The 21,358-nt window shown below is 43.1% G+C and carries 18 protein-coding genes; all 18 read right to left on the bottom strand.

The features are described from left to right. Positions 1–79: 79 nt before the first annotated feature. Positions 80–4,375 (bottom strand): PolC-type DNA polymerase III, encoded by a 4,296-nt coding sequence (locus tag JOD17_RS08345; RefSeq protein WP_204696969.1) that lies wholly within the window; start codon positions 4,373–4,375, stop codon positions 80–82. A gap of 76 nt (positions 4,376–4,451) precedes the next feature. Continuing rightward, positions 4,452–6,128: a proline--tRNA ligase gene (locus JOD17_RS08340; protein ID WP_204696967.1), complete on the bottom strand. Its 1,677-nt coding sequence runs from the start codon at positions 6,126–6,128 to the stop codon at positions 4,452–4,454. 30 nt (positions 6,129–6,158) lie between these two features. Then, on the bottom strand, positions 6,159–7,415 hold the full coding sequence (rseP, locus tag JOD17_RS08335; protein WP_204696966.1) for an RIP metalloprotease RseP: 1,257 nt from the start codon (positions 7,413–7,415) through the stop codon (positions 6,159–6,161). Positions 7,416–7,434: 19 nt separating this feature from the next. After that, positions 7,435–8,574 carry a 1-deoxy-D-xylulose-5-phosphate reductoisomerase gene (gene dxr, locus JOD17_RS08330; protein WP_204696965.1) on the bottom strand — a complete coding sequence of 380 codons (1,140 nt, stop codon included), beginning with the start codon at positions 8,572–8,574 and terminating at the stop codon, positions 7,435–7,437. A 4-nt stretch (positions 8,575–8,578) separates the two neighbouring features. Continuing rightward, complete coding sequence (locus JOD17_RS08325; RefSeq protein WP_204696964.1) at positions 8,579–9,373, bottom strand: phosphatidate cytidylyltransferase; 795 nt, start codon at positions 9,371–9,373, stop codon at positions 8,579–8,581. A gap of 11 nt (positions 9,374–9,384) precedes the next feature. Next, positions 9,385–10,137, bottom strand: a complete 753-nt coding sequence (locus JOD17_RS08320; protein WP_204696963.1) for an isoprenyl transferase — start codon at positions 10,135–10,137, stop codon at positions 9,385–9,387. 155 nt (positions 10,138–10,292) lie between these two features. Beyond that, positions 10,293–10,850 (bottom strand): ribosome recycling factor, encoded by a 558-nt coding sequence (frr, locus tag JOD17_RS08315; protein ID WP_204696962.1) that lies wholly within the window; start codon positions 10,848–10,850, stop codon positions 10,293–10,295. Beyond that, the gene (gene pyrH, locus JOD17_RS08310) at positions 10,850–11,569 is read right to left on the bottom strand and encodes a UMP kinase (protein WP_204696960.1); all 720 of its coding nucleotides are present in this window, start codon (positions 11,567–11,569) and stop codon (positions 10,850–10,852) included. The genes frr and pyrH overlap by 1 nt, the downstream gene beginning before the upstream one ends. Positions 11,570–11,657: 88 nt before the next feature. Next, entirely contained in the window at positions 11,658–12,539 is an 882-nt protein-coding gene (gene tsf / locus JOD17_RS08305) for a translation elongation factor Ts (RefSeq protein ID WP_204696958.1), read from the bottom strand. A 96-nt stretch (positions 12,540–12,635) separates the two neighbouring features. Continuing rightward, complete coding sequence (gene rpsB, locus JOD17_RS08300; RefSeq protein ID WP_042360271.1) at positions 12,636–13,373, bottom strand: 30S ribosomal protein S2; 738 nt, start codon at positions 13,371–13,373, stop codon at positions 12,636–12,638. Between the two features lie 155 nt (positions 13,374–13,528). Then, on the bottom strand, positions 13,529–13,927 hold the full coding sequence (locus JOD17_RS08295) for a DUF6115 domain-containing protein (RefSeq protein WP_204696956.1): 399 nt from the start codon (positions 13,925–13,927) through the stop codon (positions 13,529–13,531). 29 nt (positions 13,928–13,956) lie between these two features. Beyond that, a complete protein-coding gene (locus tag JOD17_RS08290) occupies positions 13,957–15,330 on the bottom strand; it encodes a DUF342 domain-containing protein (protein ID WP_204696954.1) in 1,374 nt (457 codons plus the stop codon). 64 nt (positions 15,331–15,394) lie between these two features. After that, complete coding sequence (locus JOD17_RS08285; protein ID WP_204696953.1) at positions 15,395–16,162, bottom strand: FliA/WhiG family RNA polymerase sigma factor; 768 nt, start codon at positions 16,160–16,162, stop codon at positions 15,395–15,397. A 19-nt stretch (positions 16,163–16,181) separates the two neighbouring features. Continuing rightward, positions 16,182–16,694, bottom strand: coding sequence for a chemotaxis protein CheD (locus JOD17_RS08280; protein WP_052361135.1), 513 nt, complete (start codon positions 16,692–16,694; stop codon positions 16,182–16,184). Positions 16,695–16,795: 101 nt separating this feature from the next. After that, complete coding sequence (locus JOD17_RS08275) at positions 16,796–17,851, bottom strand: protein-glutamate methylesterase/protein-glutamine glutaminase (protein ID WP_204696952.1); 1,056 nt, start codon at positions 17,849–17,851, stop codon at positions 16,796–16,798. Next, entirely contained in the window at positions 17,848–18,276 is a 429-nt protein-coding gene (locus tag JOD17_RS08270; protein WP_204696939.1) for a hypothetical protein, read from the bottom strand. Before JOD17_RS08270 ends, JOD17_RS08275 begins: the two co-directional genes overlap by 4 nt. Positions 18,277–18,278: 2 nt before the next feature. Continuing rightward, positions 18,279–19,328, bottom strand: a complete 1,050-nt coding sequence (locus JOD17_RS08265) for a hypothetical protein (protein WP_204696936.1) — start codon at positions 19,326–19,328, stop codon at positions 18,279–18,281. Then, positions 19,325–21,355 (bottom strand): flagellar biosynthesis protein FlhA, encoded by a 2,031-nt coding sequence (gene flhA / locus JOD17_RS08260; protein ID WP_204696934.1) that lies wholly within the window; start codon positions 21,353–21,355, stop codon positions 19,325–19,327. The genes JOD17_RS08265 and flhA overlap by 4 nt, the downstream gene beginning before the upstream one ends. Positions 21,356–21,358: the final 3 nt, after the last annotated feature.

Below are 21,358 nucleotides of genomic sequence, written 5' to 3'. Positions count from 1 at the left end.
CATAAAAACTTATCCGTTTGTCACCGATAACAACGATAGCACATATTCCCAGACATTGCAAATGCCTAAGGGTTACGGATTAGAACAGTGACAGCTGGTTGGAATCTGGCAAGCCTTCAAGCGCTCCGCTTTGGTCGAGGTGTTCGATGACCGTTTTGGTCGCTTTGCTTCGTTGTTGAAGATCTTCTTTAGAAAGGAACTCGCCGTCTACTCGTGCTTCAACAATGGACTTGGCAGCATTTGCACCGACACCTTCAAGTGCCCCAAACGGTGGAATCAACCCGTCGTCTTCTACGAGGAATGCCGTCGCTTCAGAACGATACAAGTCTACATCTTTAAATTCAAAACCACGTTCACACATTTCAAGGGCAAGTTCTAGCACGGTAACTAAGTTTTTCTCTTTAGGCGATGCGTCAAAACCTTTGGCGTTAATTTCTTCAATTCGCGCTCGAATGGCAGCTCCGCCTTTTTGCATCGTGTCAATTTCAAAATCACTCGCTCTTACGCTGAAATACGCTGCGTAAAAAAGAATCGGATGATGAACTTTGAAATAGGCAATACGTACTGCCATGAGTACGTAGGCCGCAGCATGGGCTTTCGGGAACATGTACTTAATCTTTAAACAAGAGTTAATGTACCACTCTGGCACGTCATGCTTTCGCATCTCTTCAATCCACTCTTCTTGCAACCCTTTTCCTTTACGTACGAACTCGGTAATCTTAAAGGCAAGACCGGGCTCAAGCCCTTTGTAAATCAGGTTTACCATAATGTTATCACGAAGACCAATAACGTCTTTTAACTCACAAATGCCGTCACGGATTAACTCTTCAGCATTTCCTAGCCACACGTCTGCACCGTGTGAAAGGCCTGAGATTTGCAGTAGCTCTGAGAATGTCTTCGGCTTTGTTTCTTCAAGCATTTGACGAACGAAGCGTGTTCCGAACTCAGGGATTCCGTACGTCCCCGTCTTACACATAATTTGATCTTTCGTAACACCTAATACTTCTGGGCCTTCAAAGATTTTCATAACTTCTTTGTCATCAAGTGGGATGTCCTTTGGATCCATCCCACTTAAGTCTTGCAACATACGAATAACGGTCGGATCATCGTGTCCGAGTATATCGAGTTTTAACAAGTTATCATGAATGGAATGGAAATCAAAGTGCGTCGTCTTCCACGTCGCATTTTTGTCATCTGCAGGAAATTGAACTGGGCTAAAATCATGCACATCGTATTCTTCGGGAACGACGATAATTCCACCTGGGTGTTGCCCTGTCGTTCGCTTAACTCCTGTACAGCCTGAAACGAGTCGATCAACTTCTGCACCACGGTAATAAAGGCCGTGATCGTTTTGGTATCCGCGAACGTATCCGTATGCGGTCTTTTCCGCTACAGTACCGATTGTACCGGCACGATATACATTTTCTTCACCGAACAAATCCCGAGTATAGGCGTGTGCCCGTGGTTGATACTCTCCTGAGAAGTTCAAGTCAATATCGGGAACTTTATCCCCTTTAAATCCGAGGAACGTCTCAAACGGAATGTCTTGCCCATCACGGTCGTAATTCGTTCCGCATTTCTCACACTCTTTTTTCGGTAAGTCGTACCCAGATGCGACTGAACCGTCATCAAAGAAGATTGAATGCGTACATTTCGGACAGACGTAATGCGGCGGTAACGGGTTCACTTCTGTAATCTCTGACATCGTTGCAACGAACGATGATCCGACTGAACCCCTTGAACCTACAAGGTAGCCATCTTCAAGCGAACGCTTTACGAGCTTTTGGGAAATTAAATAGATCACCGCAAAACCGTGACCGATAATGCTGTCGAGTTCTTTCTTAAGTCGCGCTTCAACAATTTCAGGCAACTCTTCACCATAGATTTCTTTCGCCTTGCCGTACGTAATGTCACGCATTTCATCTTCGGCACCTTCAATTGTCGGTGTATACAACTCGCTCGGAATTGGCTGCACGTCATCTGCTAGATCAACGAGGTTGTTCGGCTCGACGATGACGGCTTGTTTCGCAGCTTCTTCACCTAAAAACGAAAGTTCTTCTAGCATTTCATTCGTCGTTCTAAAATGCGCTTTCGGTAACGTTTGGTTGTTAAGGGGGTTCGCACCACCTTGAGAACCGATCAAAATTTTACGGTACACCGAATCTCTCGGTTCCAAGTAATGAACGTTGCCCGTTGCAATGACCGGTTTATCCAACTTTTCTCCGAGACTGTGCACTTTACGCAACACATCAAACAACTGCGCTTCTGTGCGAATGATTTCTTTTTCGATGAGGTGCATGTACAACGCAGGTGGTTGAATTTCGATGTAATCATAAAACTGTGCGACCTTCTCCGCCTCTTCAAGTGACTTTTGCATCGCGGTCTCAAACACTTCGCCTTTCTCACATCCAGAACCGATAAATAATCCCTCTCGGTGTTGCTTTAATTTAGAACGGGGGATTCTCGGAGTGCGGTGGAAATAATGCATATGCGAAAGTGAAACGAGCTTGTACAAATTCTTTAAACCAGTTTGATTTAATACGTGGATCGTCACATGTGACGGTCGGTTTTTATAGAAATCACCTTGACCCATGTTGTCATTCAACTGATTGTGATAATTAATGTCTTTTTCTTGAGCATCCTTCGCAAGCTTTGAATACAAGTATGCCGTTGCTTCTGTATCATAGATTGCACGGTGATGACTCACAAGCTCAATATCAAACGTCTTACAAAGTGTGTTCAGACGATGATTTCTAAGGTTCGGGTGTAGGAACCTTGCTAATTCTAACGTATCGACGACTGGGTTTGTAACCTCAGGCCAACCGAGCTTTTTGTATCCAGCATTAATAAATCCAATATCGAAGCTTGCGTTGTGGGCGACAAGACCACAATCACCGACAAAATCACGAAACTCTTCTAAGAGTTGACTTACTTCTTTGGCGTCTTCTAGCATTTTGTCTGTAATGCCTGTAAGCTCTGTAATTTTTGCGGTTAATGGAACGTGAGGATTTGCAAACGATTCATATCGCTCCACAATCTCGCCGTTTACGACCTTTACAGCTGCAAGCTCAATAATCGTATCATAGACCGCTGAAAGCCCTGTCGTCTCAACGTCAAATACAACAAATGTGTCTTCAAGCAAATGACGTTTTGCTTCATTGTAAGCGATTGGAACCCCGTCATCGACTAAATTGGCTTCCATTCCATAAATCGCTTTAATGCCATGCTTTTTCGCAGCAGAGTACGTTTCTGGAAACGCTTGAACGACACCATGGTCCGTAATTCCTACCGCACGGTGACCCCACTTGGCTGCTTGTTCAATGAGTTGTGAGCTAGAAATGGTTGCATCCATCTGACTCATGAGAGTATGCGCGTGAAGCTCTACTCGACGTTCGCCTTCTGGCGCATCATCGATCCGTTCTGCCATGGAGATTTCTGTAATGTCATTAGCAATCATGACGAGGTCACGAACGAACGTGTCGTTTTGAATGCTTCCTCGTGCTTTGATCCACATCCCCTTCTTTAATTGTTGCATCATCGGGATGTCTTCTTTGTCTCTTGAGAACATTTTCACGAGCAACGAGTCACTATAATCGGTCACTTTGCACGTAAGTAGCAGTCGACCGCTTCTCAGTTCACGTGTTTCGACGTCAAATACGTACCCTTGAACAGTTACCCGTCGTTCTTCATCTTGAATCGATGTTAATTGCATCGGATCGTCTTTGATTGGATACCCGAGCTGCAGAGGTGCATTTTTTACACTGTTCTCTGCATTTTTCTCTTGTTTTTGTCGCTCCATCATCGCTTCGATGACTTTAGACTGTTCTTCTTCTTTTTTCTTTTCTTGGAATCGTTGTGTTTCTTCTTCATCCGCACCGACATACGTATACACATTGATTCGCTCAAAACCACATTCAAGAAGTGCTGTTTCAATAACGGGCTTAGCTTGTCGCTCTAAAGACGTAGCTTCTGCATCACTCAAGCTACGAATCCCGAGTCCTTTGCTTGATACGTGGGGCTTCAAACGTTCTAGTTTGAGTTGAATATGGTCAGGGAGATCTTTTGTTTTCCGTACAATCGCAGGCCAAAACGACTCAACATTGTCCAAGTTCAGTGCACCTGTCTTGAATGACATCGTAAATCCGACGGATGCAATCTCGCGAAATGCAAAGACGAGTTTTTCTTCAAGCATTTCAAAGACGAGTGGCGTTACGGGCGATGGGAGTTGAATGTAAAATTGCCAATGACGTCGTTGCCGATTGACTTCTAACCGTTCGATCGAGCCTTCGCGAAGCTCTTTCTCTTTAATCTCTTCAGGAATACCAATTTGTTCTAGTAAAAGCTGGAACCTCTCTTGTCTTACGCGATCGCTCACTGACGTGCACACCTTCTTTCAAATCCTATCATGAAAAAGAGAGAGACGATTCCTCGCACCCTCTCTCACCTTGCATTTATCTTTTCAAAAACGCTGCAAGCTCGTCTACATGTACTTCATGGACAACACCTGTTTTGCGCTCTTTCACTTCAACAATTCCTTCACTCGCTCGTTTACCAACAGCAATGCGTAATGGCAAACCGAACAAATCACTATCTTTGAACTTCACACCCGCTCGTTCTTTACGATCATCATACAATACGTCATAGCCGTCTTGTTGAAGGGTTTCGTAAAGCTTCTCACTTAACTCAACTTGCTCGTCGGCTTTTGCATTTAAAACGAGTAAGTGCAAGTCAAACGGTGTGACTTCCTGTGGCCATACGATGCCGTTTTCATCATGGTGCTGCTCAATGATCGCTGCAAGCGTACGAGATACCCCAATGCCATAACAACCCATCTTCAATGGTTGACTACGACCATTCTCATCAAGAACTTCAGCCTTTAACACTTCGGAATACTTCGTACCAAGCTTAAATACTTGCCCGACTTCAATACCTTGTGCGAATTGAATAGTACCAACTCCGTCTGGAGAAGCATCGCCTTCTTTAATCATGCGAAGGTCAACGATATCAGCGTCCGCTAGGTCACGTGATATTGAAACGTTCGTAACGTATTGCCCTTGCGCATTTGCACCTGTTGTTGCGTTTTTCACGTGTGTTAATCCGTGATCTACGACGATTGTTAGACCTTCATCTGCATGAAGTGGCCCAACATACGCTTGTTCAACACCGAACAATGCTTCAACTTCTTTTGACGATGCTTCTTGAACCGCAAGCGTCTTGAAGTGTCCACTAAGCTTCACATCACTAATCGTGTCTTCAGCTTTCGAAACGACAAGCACAGGCTTTTCATCTACGAAAAACAGTGTGTTTCGTAGTTCAATTGAATTGCCAGAAACCGCAGCTGCCAGATTGTCTGCTGAGATTTCTTTGAGGTCTTGTTCAACACCGATCTCTTCATCTGTTGGTGCTGCCGTTGCTGCAATTTCAATGTTCGCTGCAAAAGTTGACGCATCCGAGTACGCGATCGTGTCTTCACCAATTGCTGCGAGTGCTTGGAATTCGTGCGTCTCACCGGCAGAGCCACTAATTGCACCACCGTCAGCTTTAACCGCACGAAAATCGAGCCCACAGCGCTTGAAGATTCGTTCATACGTTTTGTACATAGACTCGTATGTTTCGTTTAGCTCATCATCTGAGACGCTAAATGAATACGCATCTTTCATGATAAATTCGCGTCCGCGGAGAAGCCCAAAGCGTGGTCTGCGCTCGTCGCGGTACTTCGTTTGAATTTGATACAAGTTCACTGGTAAACGTTTGTACGACGCAATGCCGTCACGCACGAGTGTTGTAATCACTTCTTCATGTGTTGGTCCGAGTACGAATTCACGATCATGACGATCATTCAGTCGCATTAGTTCAGGTCCGTAGTCCCCGAGGCGTCCTGATTCTTCCCAAAGCTCTGAAGGTTGAATGGCAGGCATCAATAGCTCTTGTGCACCTGCGGCATTCATCTCTTCGCGAATGATCGTTTGGATTTTTTGAATCATGCGAAGTCCGAGTGGTAAATACGAGTAGATCCCCGATGCTGTTTGGCGCATAAGTCCTGCTCGTAACATGAGTTGATGACTCATCGCCTCAGCATCAGACGGCACATCACGCATCGTTGGACTAAAAAATAATTGTTGTCTCATCGCGTTCATCTCGCTTTATTAGTAGTTGATTTATAAGAACAATCGAGTAATGTCATTCCATGTTACCATGAGTACGAGTAACATGAGTAAGGCAAATCCTACAAAATGTGCCATTCCTTCTTTGTTCGGGTCAAGGGGCTTCCCGCGAATCGCCTCAATTCCGATAAAGACGAGGCGTCCTCCATCTAGTGCTGGAATTGGAAGTAAGTTCACGATTCCGATGTTTACACTTAACATTCCTGCCCATAAAAATAGCATTTCATAGCCGAGTGCAACAACATCTCCGGTCACATCATAAATCCCTACAGGTCCAGCTAACATATCAATAGAGAATTCACCTGTGAAAATTAATGACAACACATCAAAAATTAATTCGACGACTTCATATGTTTGAATAAAACTGTTTTGAATGACGAGTAAAACACCGTGATCACGCTCAGGTATAATCCCGATTTGTCCGATGTCTCGGTCCCAAGGTTCATGGTACACAGCAGTTGGTGTAATCGAGATCGTTTCCACGGAGCTGTCTCGCTCTATGCTAAATGCAATCGCCTCATCTGGGCTATTCTGGATATATTCTTGGACTTCTCGCCAGTCACTCATCTCTTGTCCATCAAGCGCTAAAATGGTATCGCCATTTTGAAGACCAACTTCTTCAGCCGGTGATGTTTCAGCCACTTGACCTACTTCTGGAACAGGCACGCCGTCGATAAATCCGTATCCTATGAATAGAACGATCGCTAAGACGAAGTTCATAAACGGCCCTGCAAAAATCGCTACCGCTTTTTGCCACGGTTTTTTAGAACCGAACTGGCGATCCCACGGTGCAATTTGATTCCGTTCTTCATCGACGATTAAATCTGCTTTCGGGTCAATCTCATACGTTTGTAATCCTTCTTCTTCGTCGCCGTAGGCATCAATCTTTAGTTGATGTTCAAGATCAATACGTTCAACGCTTACGACTTTTGCTTCTGGGTGTTTCGCTTTGTTGTTGACAATAATCTCTTTAACTTTGTCTTGATCATTAAACGTTAATCCAATTTCATAGCCTGGTTTAATTTGAACCGTTTCTGGATCTTCACCGGCCATGCGAACGAATCCACCGATCGGGAAAAGACGAATCGTATAGAGGGTTTCATTTTTCTTTTTGGAATACAATTTCGGTCCGAAGCCAATGGCAAACTCTCGGCAGAGAATGCCCATTTTCTTCGCAAAGTAAAGATGTCCCCATTCGTGTATGGCTACGATTAAGCCAAAAATAATGATGACGGCTATTAACGTTTGCACGTGCGTCCCACCTTCTCTGTCATTGCGCTGCTACACGTTGACGAGTCTCTTCATCGACCTTAAGAACTTCTTCAATCGAAGGGTGAGAGATTTGCGTATGCGTTGCGAGCGCTTTTTCTACAGTTTCTGCTATTTCTAAGAACGACAATTCTTCTTTCAAAAACTTCTCAACCGCAATTTCATTCGCCGCATTCATTACCGTCGGCATTGAACCGCCTTTTCTACCTGCTTCAATGGCAAGATCTAAACAACGGTGTCGGTCTTTGTCGGTTGGCTCAAAATGAAGCTTGCCTACTTCCAACAAGTTTAACCTTTCTGTACCGTGGAGTTCAAGTCGATTCGGATACGTCATGGCGTATTGAATCGCAACTTTCATGTCTGGTGATCCGAGTTGCGCCATGACGCTCTTGTCTTTGTACTCTACGAGCGAATGAATAATGCTCTCACGGTGGATTAAAACGTCAATATGATCGTAATCAATATCAAACAACCAACGTGCTTCAATCACTTCAAGACCTTTGTTCATCATCGTTGCTGAATCAATCGTCACTTTTTGTCCCATCGACCAGTTCGGATGTTTTAGGGCGTCTTGAAGCGTTGCATTTTTCAGCTCATCATACGACCAATCTCTGAAACTTCCTCCAGACGCAGTCACGATGATTCGTTCCACTTCGCTCATTTTGTTTCCTCGTAAGCTTTGCAAAATGGCTGAGTGCTCACTATCAACGGCAATTAATTCAGCACCGTATTTCTTGCACGCGTCCGTTACGATGTGTCCAGCGGTAACGAGCGTTTCTTTATTTGCGATTCCGATCGTCTTTCCTGCTTTAATGGCACTCATCGTCGGCTTTAAGCCTCGCGCTCCGACCATTGCATTCATTACAAAGTCAATGCTCGGAGACATTAATGTTTCTAACATTGCTTCTTCACCAGCGTATGCTTTTGCCTGTCCTAAATGGCCTTCTAAACGTGAAAGGTCTTCTTTACGTTCAATTAAGACGATGTTCGGTTGAAATTCTGCAATTTGTTCTTTTAAAAGTGAAATGTTTCGTCCACATGCGAGTAGTTCTACTGTGAACTGATCACGATGCTCACGGATCACGTCTAACGTTTGTGTACCAATAGACCCAGTTGATCCTATGATGGCAATTCTTTTCATATGCTTATCCCCCTAAAATGACCGATACAACATAAAGCAACGGAAAGACGAACAGAAGACTATCGAAGCGGTCGAGCACCCCTCCGTGTCCTGGAAGAATTCGTCCAGAATCTTTCACATCGTAATAGCGCTTAAACGCTGATTCAACTAAATCCCCACACTGTCCAGCAACAGAGATGACAATCAACGCTACAATCGTAACGAATAGTGATTCATAAGGTGGTAAAAAGAGACTGTAAACAACCCCTACGATGAGCGCTAATAATAAACCTCCTGTTGCACCTTCAATCGTTTTATTCGGTGAAATATGTGGTGATAGTTTAGTTTTTCCGAATTTCTTTCCGAATAAATAAGCGCCTGTGTCTGTTGCCCAAATGGCAAGCAACACAAAAAATATGTATGGTAAACCAAATTCAATGCGAGCCGCATAGAAGAAATGAAAACCGATCCCTACGTACAACGCTGAAAACGCAACAAACGCAACAGCACCAAAATGATAGCGGTTGTTTGAAAGAAACGTTGTGAGTAGCAGCAACATGAAGATGACAATCAACCATGCCAATGTCGCCTCATTGCTAAAGCGTTCTAAGTTCGGTCCTGTAAGTAATAAAACGAGGGCAGCACTAACTCCAAGTGCTGCAGGAATTGATAGAATTGGAATTTTGTTCATACGAAGCAACTCAAAAAACCCAACGACGGTCATTGCTGCGACGAGGGCAAGAAAAAGCGGTCCACCAACAATGAGTGGAATTAATAAAACGACGAGTCCTACAACTGCTGTTAACACTCTAAGCTTCATAAGAAATCTCCTTATAGACTGCCGTATCGACGCTTGCGCGCTTGATAGACGTCAATCGCTTCTAAGAAGTCTTTTTTTGAGAAATCGGGCCATAATACGTCCGTAAATACGAATTCACTATAAGCCATCTGCCAAAGCATGAAATTACTCAAACGGATTTCTCCACTCGTGCGAATGAAGAGGTCAGGATCTGGGTAATGGTGACTAAACAAGCTCTCTGTAATATCTTGTTCGGTAATACTGTTGGCGTCACGCTTCCCCTCATCCACTTCAAGACAAAGCTTCTGTACAGCTCGAGTAATGTCGGCTCGACCTCCATAGTTCAAGGCCAAATTCAATACGATTCCATCGTTATTTGCCGTTTCATTCACTGCTTTTTGTACCGCATTTATCGTGTGTTGCGGAAGACCATCATTTGATCCCATCATTTTGACTTGTACGTTGTTTTTCATTAACTTCGGTAACTCGCTCTCAATAAAGCGTTCTGGCAAACGTAAAATGAAATCAACTTCGGTTTGTGGTCGACCCCAATTTTCAGTAGAAAACGCAAACATCGTAAGGATTTTCACCCCGATATCATCTGCACTTTCTGTGATTTCATGAATTCTTTTCATTCCTTCACGATGACCGATGTTCCGAGGAAGGCCACGTTTTGTTGCCCATCTCCCGTTCCCATCCATGACGATCGCTACGTGCTCTGGGACGTGGAGAAATGTCCCCGCCTCTTGAGATTCATTTTGCTTTTTTAAAAACCTCTCCAACATTGTACGCACCAGCCTCGTGTTCGTAAAATACTACAAAAGTAAACAACCTACCGTTTACTTTTATTGGTTGCGGAAGGTTTAATTTTAATATATTTTTCGTGCAAGTACAAGATAAAACCCTCTGCAAATAGAGGGTTTTATCTGCATGAAGCAACTTACACTTCCATAATTTCTTTCTCTTTCGCTTCCGCGATACTATCGATCTCTTTTACGTGTTCGTTTGTTAACTTTTGCGTTTCATCTTGACCACGACGTGACTCGTCTTCAGTGATTTCGCCATCTTTCTCTTGCTTTTTAAGAGAATCGTTTGCATCACGACGAATGTTACGTACAGATACGCGAGCATCTTCAGCATACTTACGAACGAGCTTTGCAAGCTCTTTACGACGCTCTTCAGTAAGCGCTGGGATCGTAATACGAATAACTGAACCGTCATTGTTCGGTGTAAGACCGAGATCTGCTTTTAAGATTGCTTTTTCAATTTCAGCAATGGATGACTTATCAAATGGAGAAACAACAAGCAAACGTCCTTCTGGGACACTCACAGTAGCCACTTGGTTAAGTGGTGTATCCATGCCGTAATAACTTACTAATACTTTATCAAGAAGGGCTGGGTTCGCACGTCCTGCACGTAGTGTTGCAAGCTCACGGTTTAGAGCTTCGATTGACTTTGTCATTTTTGCTTTTGCATCTTGCATAATTTCTGCTGACATTAGGAGTTCCCCCTCACAATCGTTCCGATTTTTTCACCTTCAACTGCCCGTTTAATGTTGCCTTCTTCTGTAATTGAGAAGACGAGTAACGGGATGTCGTTATCCATACAGAGTGAAGAAGCGGTAGAATCCATCACTCCAAGACCATCTTTCAATACGTCTAAATAGGATAGTTCTTCGTATTTCACTGCCGTTTCATCTTTGAAAGGATCAGCACTATACACACCGTCAACTTTGTTTTTCGCCATGAGAATGACGTCGGCTTCAATTTCTGCAGCGCGAAGTGCAGCCGTCGTGTCAGTTGTGAAGTAAGGGTTACCTGTACCGGCTGCAAAAATAACGACGCGCTTTTTCTCCAAGTGGCGAATCGCTTTACGACGTATGTAAGGCTCAGCAACTTGTCTCATTTCAATACTTGTTTGTACGCGACTTTCTACTTCAATATCTTCCAAACTGTCTTGTAGTGCGAGCGCGTTCATAACTGTTGCAAGCATTCCCATATAGTCAGCTGTCGCACGATCCATCCCTTGCGAACTCCCTGCCATACCACGCCAAATGTTTCCTGCGCCTACGACAATCGCTACTTCCGTTCCTAAGCCTACGACGTCCTTGATTTGTTTTGCAATTGATTGAATGACATTAGGATCAATGCCATACCCTTGATCTCCTGCAAGTGCTTCCCCACTTAATTTCAATATGACACGATTGTATGTGTGCATGTGTTGCTCCTCCAATTAACAATTTGTTGCGTGTTTAAAACATTTAGGTTGTAAAATAGGGAACACAAAGTGTTCCCTACATCTGTACTTACTTCTTCACTTGAGACATTACTTCGTCTGCAAAGTTATCTTCACGCTTTTCAATACCTTCGCCTACTTCGTAACGTACGAAAGTTTTTACAGTAGCATTGTTCGCTTTAAGGAATTTCTCAACCGTTTGGTCACCGTCTTTAACGAATGGTTGGTCAATAAGAACAACTTGTTCGAAGAATTTCTTCAAACGACCTTCAACCATCTTCTCAACGATGTTTTCAGGCTTTCCTTCATTAAGCGCTTGTTGCTTAAGAATTTCACGCTCTTTGTTTGTTTCTTCTTCAGGTACACCGTCACGGTTTACATATTTCGGGTTAATTGCAGCAACATGCATTGAGATGTCTTTTGCAATTTGCTCATCTGTTGTTCCTTCAACAACTGAAAGAACACCGATTTTACCTCCCATATGCAAGTAAGCACCGAATGCACTATTGTCGTCTTTTTCAGCGATTGTGAAACGACGAAGTGAAATCTTCTCACCGATTTTAGCAATTTGGTCAGTAATGTAGTTCTCAAGGGTACCGCCATTTGCCATTTCTGTTTGAAGTGCTGTTTCAACATCTTTAGGCTCAGTTGCAAGTAAGTGATCCGCGATTGTATCAACGAGGTTCAAGAACCCTTCATTTTTCGCAACAAAGTCAGTTTCAGCGTTAATTTCAACGATGACTGCTTTGTTTCCTTTAATTTCAACTTTTGTTAACCCTTCAGCAGCAACACGGTCTGCTTTCTTAGCTGCTTTTGCAATGCCTTTTTCACGAAGGTATGCAACGGCTTCTTCCATGTCACCGTTTGTTTCTGTAAGAGCTTTCTTACAATCCATCATACCTGCGCCAGTTTTTTCACGTAGTTCTTTTACGAGTTTAGCTGAGATTGCCATACACATTCATCCTCCTTATTGATCCTAAGACTAACAACTGTTTAAAAAAGGGGTGCAAGGGTATTCCCCTTGTCACCCCAGTAATTGAACCGTATATTATTCTTCGTTTGCAGTAACTGCTTCTTCTTTAACTTCTTCTTCAACAACTTCTTCAGTTTGAGTCGCCTCAACAACTGCATCAGCCATCTTAGAAGTTAAAAGACGTACAGCACGGATTGCATCGTCGTTACCAGGAATCACATAGTCGATTTCATCTGGGTCACAGTTCGTGTCAACGATCGAGATAATTGGAATGTTTAATTTGTGCGCTTCTGCAACTGCAATGCGCTCTTTACGTGGGTCTACGATGAAGATTGCATCCGGTAAAGATTTCATTTCTTTAATTCCACCGAGGAATTTCTCTAAACGGTCCATTTCCTTTTGAAGAAGGATAACTTCTTTCTTAGGAAGAACTTCAAATGTACCGTCTTCTTGCATTTTTTCAAGATCTTTAAGGCGCTTGATACGCTTTCTAATCGTTTCAAAGTTCGTTAATGTACCACCTAACCAACGTTGGTTAATGTAGTATTGTCCAGCACGAAGAGCTTCCTCTTTAACTGAATCTTGAGCTTGCTTTTTCGTACCTACAAATAGAATCTTTCCTCCGTCAGCAGCAAGGTCGCGAACGTACTTGTAGCACTCGTCCACTTTCTTAACTGTCTTTTGAAGATCAATAATGTAGATCCCATTTCTTTCTGTGAAGATGTAGCGATCCATTTTCGGGTTCCAACGACGTGTTTGGTGACCGAAATGAACACCTGCTTCGAGCAATTGCTTCATTGAAATAACTGCCATGATGTATTTCCTCCTTCGGTTTTTTCCTCCGCATTGCATCATCTTCAAACCTGACCGCCTAAGGGCACCGAAGTTTGAATCCGCAAGCGTGTGTATTAACACCGTCAGTAAATATACCACATCTTTAAGAAGAAGAGCAAGGGTGTTATGAAGAATCATTGAGAAATTTTGTCGTTTTGCTGAAGTTTAAGAAGAAGTTGCACTTCTCCTGTCCCCATTTCTAATTGTTTGGCAATGTGTTCAGCTTTATATCCTTCATTCGCCAACTGTACTACTTTAGCTTCCTTTGAGTCACTAATAACGCCTTCCTCAGGCTCTTTGTCATAGTTTGGCGTGACTTCTTGTAGCACTTCTTCAAATGAAGGTTTGTTCTGAATCGCTCTTAATACGTGTTTGTTGTCTTCTTTCATCTTATTTGTATAACGAATGAGCAATTGTTCAATCTCATCCACATCTTCACGGGTGTGTCCTTTAGGTTTCGTGTAGACAAGATAGATGATGACCGCCATTGTAATAAGATGAAGAAAAAGGCTGACAACGACAAAAGTAGACATTGTCTCGCTCCCCTCGTGCATCGATCCTATCATGTTTGGATAACAATTTCACCGTCATGTAGTCGAAACGTTACTGATTTACGGTCTTTCGTAACAGAGCGTCGATACTTCCCGAAATGAGCGACTGTGTTCATATGTGTTAGTTTGTCGACGACAATTCTGACAGAATCGTTATAAACGTGATCTTGTTCTTCAATCTCACTAACTTTATCGTGAGCAAGATAGATCTTCGTTAACCAGTCCTCAATGGAGCTTCGAATTCTTAAAAGCAACACACGATCCTTCACATCTAAGCTCCCTTGTTTCAATTCCTTCGCAGCAAGGGCGGTTTTTAACTTTTGCAATTTCGCTAATTCCGATTTTCCCGCTTTAATCATCTCTTTTGATTGAATTTCTTTAGTAAGCCGTTGTTCTGATAAGCCGATGTACAGACTCGTTGGAGTGTTGAGTTGGTTTCCAGACTCGCGGACGTGAATATACCTTCCTGCTGAACATTTACCGCCAATCACATTCCCCCGCCCTTTGTAGCAAAAAAGCGAGTGACCTGCATCCACTCGACTATGAATGATGCTTTGGGTAACCATAATGTTGTTCCCAGCCGTAACAACGCCTTGATTAATGTACTCACATTGGACATCATATTCTGCGGTTACTGAGCCTTTCCCCTGCGCTGCAATGCCTTTACCAATGTATACAGAACCACCTGCTTGAATCGTTGCCCCTTCAACAATCCCTGTCACTCGGACGTCTCCGTCTGCTTTAATTTCATATCCTGCAGGAACAGAACCACGAATGACAACATTGCCATTAAACGCAATGTTGCCGGTTTCAAGAGATAAGTCACCGTTTACTTCGTACACAGGAAAAACGTGAATTCGTTTGCCTTCTATACTCATTTGACCGCTTACACTAGCAATGATCTTATTGTCTTGTACGGTCGTATTTTTGCCATTTCTTAAAACAAAGTCATGACCGACCATTCCTGGTAACACTCGTCCAGTTACAGTCTTCCCTTCTGCCCCTCTCGTTGCCGCGATCTTTTTACCGATCACTTCACCTTGAACAGCCATCGGGATTACTGTTACATTGCGAAGGTTTTTTGGTAAACGTTCATCGATTTGATCGCCTTGTTGTTGTTCGACGGGTAGTAAATAGGCCGCTTCCCCCTTCGTCGGCTTTGTTCCTTCTGCAAGAACTAGAGGAAATGAAACAAGTCTTGGCTGTTCCGTCAGCTTTTGTAATACATCTTCTTTTACGCCGAAATTTATGTTTGACTTTTCTAAAAATAACAGTATTTCAGATCGTGTGAACGTTGTCTGTTCATTAATTGTTGCGGTTTTGTAGCAACTCGCTGTCATCTGATCATCGCTCATTTGCAAACGTAAACAGTCTTCAGGCTTCATTTTCTCTCCCCCCAATCGAATCTCTAACACGTTATGTTATGTAAAAACTGCTGTGTACGAATGATTAGTACACAGCTGTGCTTTTCTTAAATGCAGTTCTTAATCTAAAGAGCGCTTTTGAGTGAATCTGAGAAATTCGTGACGTTGACAGACGCAATGTTTTACCGATTTCAGTTAAGGTAAGTTCTTCGAAATAAAAAAGAGAGATCACGAGTTTTTCGTTTTCATTAAGTAAGGAAATACGCTCTTGCAATTGCTCATACACGAGTTTCTTCTCAAGTTTCTCATGTGGAATTTCGTTGTTTTCATCTTTTAAGATCGTCTGAAAAGCGTCTTCATGATCATTCTCTGGCTTTGTCTCTTGGTCAATGGATAAGAAGTTAGCGATATAACCATCCATCGTTGTTTTTAGAACTTCATCACTCGATAAACCAAGTTCATGTGCCACTTCAGCTTCGCTTACGTGGCGACCTAGACGTTGTTCTAAATGCTCTGTTGCTTCTTCGATGCGTTTCATTTTCTCTCTCGTCGAACGAGGTAACCAATCTTCTTTACGTAAACTGTCAATAATGGCACCACGAACACGGAACGACGCATACGTATCAAATTTCAACTCTCGTTCGTGATCAAACTTTTGCAATGCATCATAAAGCCCCATTAAACCGTGTGAACGTAACTCGTCACGTTCCATATTTTTCGGCAGTGCAATGAGGATTCGGTGAACGTGGTAGTCTACTAAAGGAAGGTATGCTTGAATGAGTTGGTTTGCAGCGTCTTTGTCACGACTCGTAATCCATTGTTCCCACGCTTCTTCTAACCGTTCCTTAGCCATTGTTCTCCTCCCACTCTTTTTAATAAGTTGTTAATTGATCGCCTTTCGTGCGAATGGTTAGTTGTTTTGTCGTGGCATGGAACCGAACGGTTCGCCCGGTTGTTCCACCAGTTTCTTCAGCTACGAGTTCAATTCCTAAATCAACTAACATTTTCTTAATAACAGCAACGTTACGCATTCCAATTTGCAACCGATCTTCAACATCACGAAGGACCGCGAACATTTGCGCACCACCAACGATTTTTGCTCGACAATCGGATAAGGGTACGTTGTAGCGACTCGTAAGTATACGAACCATATATGGAATAGCGATATCAGCATATTTGACAGGCTTTGACAAGCTTGGTTCTTGTCCACGACTTTTATATTCGGGTAAAACGACATGACCGAGTAACGCAATGTTCTTCTTATTGCTATACAAACAGACTGCGACACAAGAACCGAGGCTCGAAACGTGAAGAACGTCCTCATTAAACCCCATCACTACTTCACCCATTCCAGCACTCAACATCCGCGGTTGCTCTACCCTCATGACTCGACCACCCATTCGTCGCTTAAGTTAAAATAATTAAGTCCATTGTACCACGAACATACTTTATTTAGGAAAAAACGAACAGAAAAAAGAGTAAAGCCCTATAAAATTCGAAGCGCTTTTAGCATTTCAGTAGCCATTTGCTTTGCAGGAACGACATAATCTGCAAGACCTGTATCAATGACTGCTTTTGGCATTCCATAAACGACCGCTGATTGCTTTGATTCAGCAATGACCGTAACCTCTTGTTCTTTCTTTAATAACGTCAACCCGTTCATTCCGTCGTTACCCATTCCTGTCAATACGACAGCCAAGACATTTGTCTTCTCGATCGTTGCTAACGAGTAAAATAGACTATTGACCGACGGTTGATGAATGTCGCGCCCATAAGGCGAGTCGACTCGTAGTTCAATCGTTTTAGTACCTGACATCAGTTCTTTTATGAGCATATGCCGGTCCCCTGGAGCAACATAGACGACACCGTTTTTCACACGCTCACCGTCTGTCGCTTCTTTTACAGGCATCTTACAAATCCGGTCGAGTCGCTGAGCGAAAGTCTCCGTAAAGGCTTTTGGCATGTGTTGAACAATGAAAATGGGAACATCAAGTGGCGGCAGTCGCTCTAGTACGTGTTGCAACACCCTTGGTCCACCTGTTGAAGCACCAATTGCAATGACTTTTTTTGTCGCTGAGCGGTTGATCTCATCGTTTACACTTGCGTTTGGTCGTGCTCTCTCAGTATCTGTGCTTTGTACGTTCGCTTGTTTCGCTAAGCGAATCTTCGTAAACAGCTCTTCTTCAACGAGCTCCATATTTAAGGAGATGGCCCCTGATGGCTTTTGCACGAAATCAAACGCACCGAGCGTTAATGCACGAATTGTCTCAGTCGCCCCTTGACGGGTTAACGTACTCACCATAATAATTGGTGTTGGGTTTTGTTCCATAATGACTTCTACTGCTTCTAAACCATCAATTACTGGCATCTCAACGTCCATCGTAATCACATCAACTGAAATCGTACCTTTAGTGATCAATTCAATCGCTTGTTTGCCATTTTTGGCAATCGCAACAACTTGCAAATCTTCTTGCTGATTGATCGCATCACTCATCCACTTGCGCATAAAAGCAGAATCATCTACGACGAGTACAGAAATCATGGGGCACCCCGTTCTTTAATCAATGTGTGACACACATCTTCAATGCCTTGAATGTCACGCAACGATCTACTAAAACGAACATTTACGTTTAAATACGTATCAGACGTCTCAATGATGTTTTGTACAAGTTGTAACGATTCGTCTTTGGCAGTTGAGACGAGCACATACTGCGAAACGTTCACTAACTGATTACAATAACGCTTCATTCGTCGATACAACTGCAATAAATGCGCTTGTTCAAATTCACATATAACAAGCACGGCAAAATGTTCGTCGCCAGTAATACGGTCATTAAAACGAACGTCATATGACAAATCTACGCCTTCATGAAACGTGTCATCACTCGTGATCATTGCAAAAGTGGCTGAGTCATGGTCTACAAATGCGTTCATTTGTTTTCGCAAATTCTCCGCTTGATCTCTCACATTCATCTTCCTTTTTGCATGAACTTTATGATCGTTGATAAATCAAACATCGTTAAGTCTTCTGGCACATCTTGTCCATTCCCTATGAAGGCAATCGGTTTGTTTAGTTCATTTGTTACATTTAATAAACTGCCGTACGTATTCGTTTCATCTAACTTTGTGAAAACGAGCTGATGAATAGGGAAATCTCGAAACTGCTCCAACAATTGATCAAGATCAGTTTCTTTCGTAGTTAAGGATAAGGTAAGGAGGTATTCTGTGTGTTCATTCGTTTGATTAACAATTGCCTCTAATGCTGTAACATGGTCTGAAACGAGATAATTTCTTCCTGCCGTATCGACAAAGATAATGTCTACATGCGAAAGCTTCTCAAGTGCTTGTTTATAATCGTCTGCACTATACGCCACTTCAATCGGAACGTTTAAGATTTTGCTATACGTCATTAATTGCTCAACAGCTGCAATTCGATACGTATCTAACGTAATAAAACCGATGGTTTTGTTTTGCTTTAATTTGTACATGGCAGCAACTTTTGCAATCGTCGTCGTTTTCCCAACACCCGTAGGTCCTAGAAAAACGGCGACTTTTGATGATTCTTTCAAGCGACCGACATTTAATGGATCATTGAAAAAGGGGGATAAGCTCGTCTTTAATAATTCATCGAGGCTTTGACGTTCACTTTGCCGATAATACTGCTTTAACGCTTCTTCAATGACGACATTCACGAGCCGTTCTTTGACCCCTTGACGCTCTAATAATGACTTCATTTGAATGATGACTTCAGGCAAGTGATGGTCAAATGAACTCGGTGCGATTGGTTTTGTGACGTCTACGCTTTGATCGATGATCCGTTCTTTTTTTTGTTCCGCTTGTTTCGTTGGCTCAAGACTAAGCGCCGCGATGACTTCAATTTCAGATACATTTCTCAAACCAAACCACCGTTTTTCTTCGACAGTTGTTTTATGGAGAATGACCGCGTTTTCCCCAAACGCCTGCCTCACTTTTTTCATTGCTTCTGCAGTCGTTTTGCCCCGAAATTTCTTTACGTTCACGCGACATTCACCACCCCTACACTTTGAATCTCTAAATCTGGTTCCAATTCGTTGTACGACAACACCGGTACGTGAGGCATGATGCGTTCAATAAGCTGCTTCACATGCATTCGAACTGCCGGTGAACAGAGAACGACCGGAGACTGCCCCATTTGTGTTAGTTTAACGACTTCTTCTTGAATCGACCTCAACATCTTTTGTGACTGGTCTGGGGTGAGCGACAGATACGAGCCATGTTCTGTCTGTTGCAAAGCATCTGCAATCGCTTTTTCAGTAGAGCCGCTTAACGTGACTACATACAGCGGTCCTCCTTGCACCGGCTTAACTGCTTTTGTAATTTGTCGTGACAATGACTGACGTGCATATTCAGCCATCACTTGTGGATCTTTAAACATTGAACCATAATCCGCCAACGTCTCGAAAATAACAGGCAAGTTGCGGATGCTTACTTTTTCTTTAAGCAAATGTTTTAACACCTTCTGAACATCACCTAGACTTAGTGGATTCGGTGTGACTTCTTCAACGAGTGTTGGATGCGTTTCTTTTATATGTTCAACGAGCTGTTTCGTTTCTTCTCTCGTTAGAAGCTCATGTGCATAGTTTTTGAGTACTTCTGTTAAGTGGGTCGACACGACAGAAGGAGGATCAACGACTGTGTAACCCGACAATTCCGCTTCATCTTTCATTAAATCATCGACCCAAAGCGCTTTTAATCCAAATGCCGGTTCTACGGTTTCGATTCCAGTGATCGACTCATCATCAACACCAGGACTCATTGCCATGTAATGATCAAGCAACAATTCACTTCGGCTCACTTCATTACCACGAATTTTTATGACGTATTCGTTTGGTTTTAATTGAATGTTGTCCCGAATACGAATAACTGGAACGATCATCCCTAACTCAAGGGCAAGTTGACGCCTGATCATCACGACGCGATCTAACAAGTCTCCACCTTGATTGGAGTCCGCAAGCGGAATAAGACCGTAACCGAACTCAAATTCAACTGGATCAATCGTGAGAAGATCGGTGACATTGTTCGGTGTTGTTGGTTCTTCCTCCGGTTCTTCAATCGGTTTCTCTTCTTCGACTTCCGGAGCTTTTCGGTCAAGCACATAACCGCCAATCCCTAAAAACAACGCAATGGGCATCGTTAAAAGGATCGGAATTGGGGTAAATATGCCGAGCAAGAAAATCGCAGCTGCTGCAATGTATAACAACTTCGGATACGCAAGCATCTGCTTACTAATATCTGCACCGAGTGTGCCATCAGAAGCTGCTCTCGTAACGACGATCCCTGTTGCGGTTGCAATGAGAAGTGCTGGAATTTGAGTTACTAATCCGTCCCCGACGGTTAATAATGTGTATGTACTGGCTGCTTCTTGGAAGCTCATGCCCATTTGTGCCATTCCAATAATGAACCCAAAAATAATGTTAATGAGGACGATAACGATCCCGACGATCGCATCTCCTTTTACGAACTTACTCGCACCGTCCATCGATCCGTAGAAATCCGCTTCTTTTTCGATTTTCTCTCTTCGTTTCTTTGCTTCTTGGTCGGTAATCATGCCCGCATTTAAGTCAGCGTCAATACTCATCTGCTTACCAGGCATCGCATCGAGGGTAAAACGTGCGCCAACCTCAGAAACACGTTCTGCTCCTTTTACAATGACGATGAACTGAATGACAACGAGGATTAAAAAGACGACAAAACCAACGAGGGGGTTCGATCCAACTACAAAGTTCCCGAACGTATCAATGACTTCACCAGCTTCCGCACGACCGAGAATTGCTCGTGTCGTCGAAACACTAATGCCGACGCGAAATAGTGTTGCTAAAAGTAGCACCGTTGGGAAGATCGAGAAATCGAGTGGTTCTTTCATATTCATTGCCACAAGAATAATCATTAAAGAAAGTGAAATATTGACGATAATAAGAACATCAATCATCGGAGACGGCAAAGGAATAATGAGCATCGCCACGATTAAGATTACGAATATGAGTATAAATAAATCACGGAATCGCATGCG

The organism is Geomicrobium sediminis (assembly GCF_016908595.1).
GTDB classification, from domain to species: Bacteria; Bacillota; Bacilli; order Bacillales; family Marinococcaceae; genus Geomicrobium_A; species Geomicrobium_A sediminis.
This window is presented reverse-complemented; position numbering and strand designations above follow the sequence as displayed.

Coding starts and splice junctions, on each gene's coding strand:
- JOD17_RS08325 (WP_204696964.1), bottom strand. CDS start 9,373: ATGAAGCTTAGAGTGTTAACAGCAGTTGTAGGACTCGTCGTTTTATTA.
- flhA (WP_204696934.1), bottom strand. CDS start 21,355: ATGCGATTCCGTGATTTATTTATACTCATATTCGTAATCTTAATCGTG.
- tsf (WP_204696958.1), bottom strand. CDS start 12,539: ATGGCAATCTCAGCTAAACTCGTAAAAGAACTACGTGAAAAAACTGGC.
- JOD17_RS08290 (WP_204696954.1), bottom strand. CDS start 15,330: ATGAAGCCTGAAGACTGTTTACGTTTGCAAATGAGCGATGATCAGATG.
- JOD17_RS08295 (WP_204696956.1), bottom strand. CDS start 13,927: ATGTCTACTTTTGTCGTTGTCAGCCTTTTTCTTCATCTTATTACAATG.
- JOD17_RS08340 (WP_204696967.1), bottom strand. CDS start 6,128: ATGAGACAACAATTATTTTTTAGTCCAACGATGCGTGATGTGCCGTCT.
- JOD17_RS08275 (WP_204696952.1), bottom strand. CDS start 17,851: ATGATTTCTGTACTCGTCGTAGATGATTCTGCTTTTATGCGCAAGTGG.
- JOD17_RS08285 (WP_204696953.1), bottom strand. CDS start 16,162: ATGGCTAAGGAACGGTTAGAAGAAGCGTGGGAACAATGGATTACGAGT.
- dxr (WP_204696965.1), bottom strand. CDS start 8,574: ATGAAAAGAATTGCCATCATAGGATCAACTGGGTCTATTGGTACACAA.
- pyrH (WP_204696960.1), bottom strand. CDS start 11,569: ATGCACACATACAATCGTGTCATATTGAAATTAAGTGGGGAAGCACTT.
- JOD17_RS08320 (WP_204696963.1), bottom strand. CDS start 10,137: ATGTTGGAGAGGTTTTTAAAAAAGCAAAATGAATCTCAAGAGGCGGGG.
- JOD17_RS08280 (WP_052361135.1), bottom strand. CDS start 16,694: ATGAGGGTAGAGCAACCGCGGATGTTGAGTGCTGGAATGGGTGAAGTA.
- rpsB (WP_042360271.1), bottom strand. CDS start 13,373: ATGGCAGTTATTTCAATGAAGCAATTGCTCGAAGCAGGTGTTCATTTC.
- frr (WP_204696962.1), bottom strand. CDS start 10,850: ATGTCAGCAGAAATTATGCAAGATGCAAAAGCAAAAATGACAAAGTCA.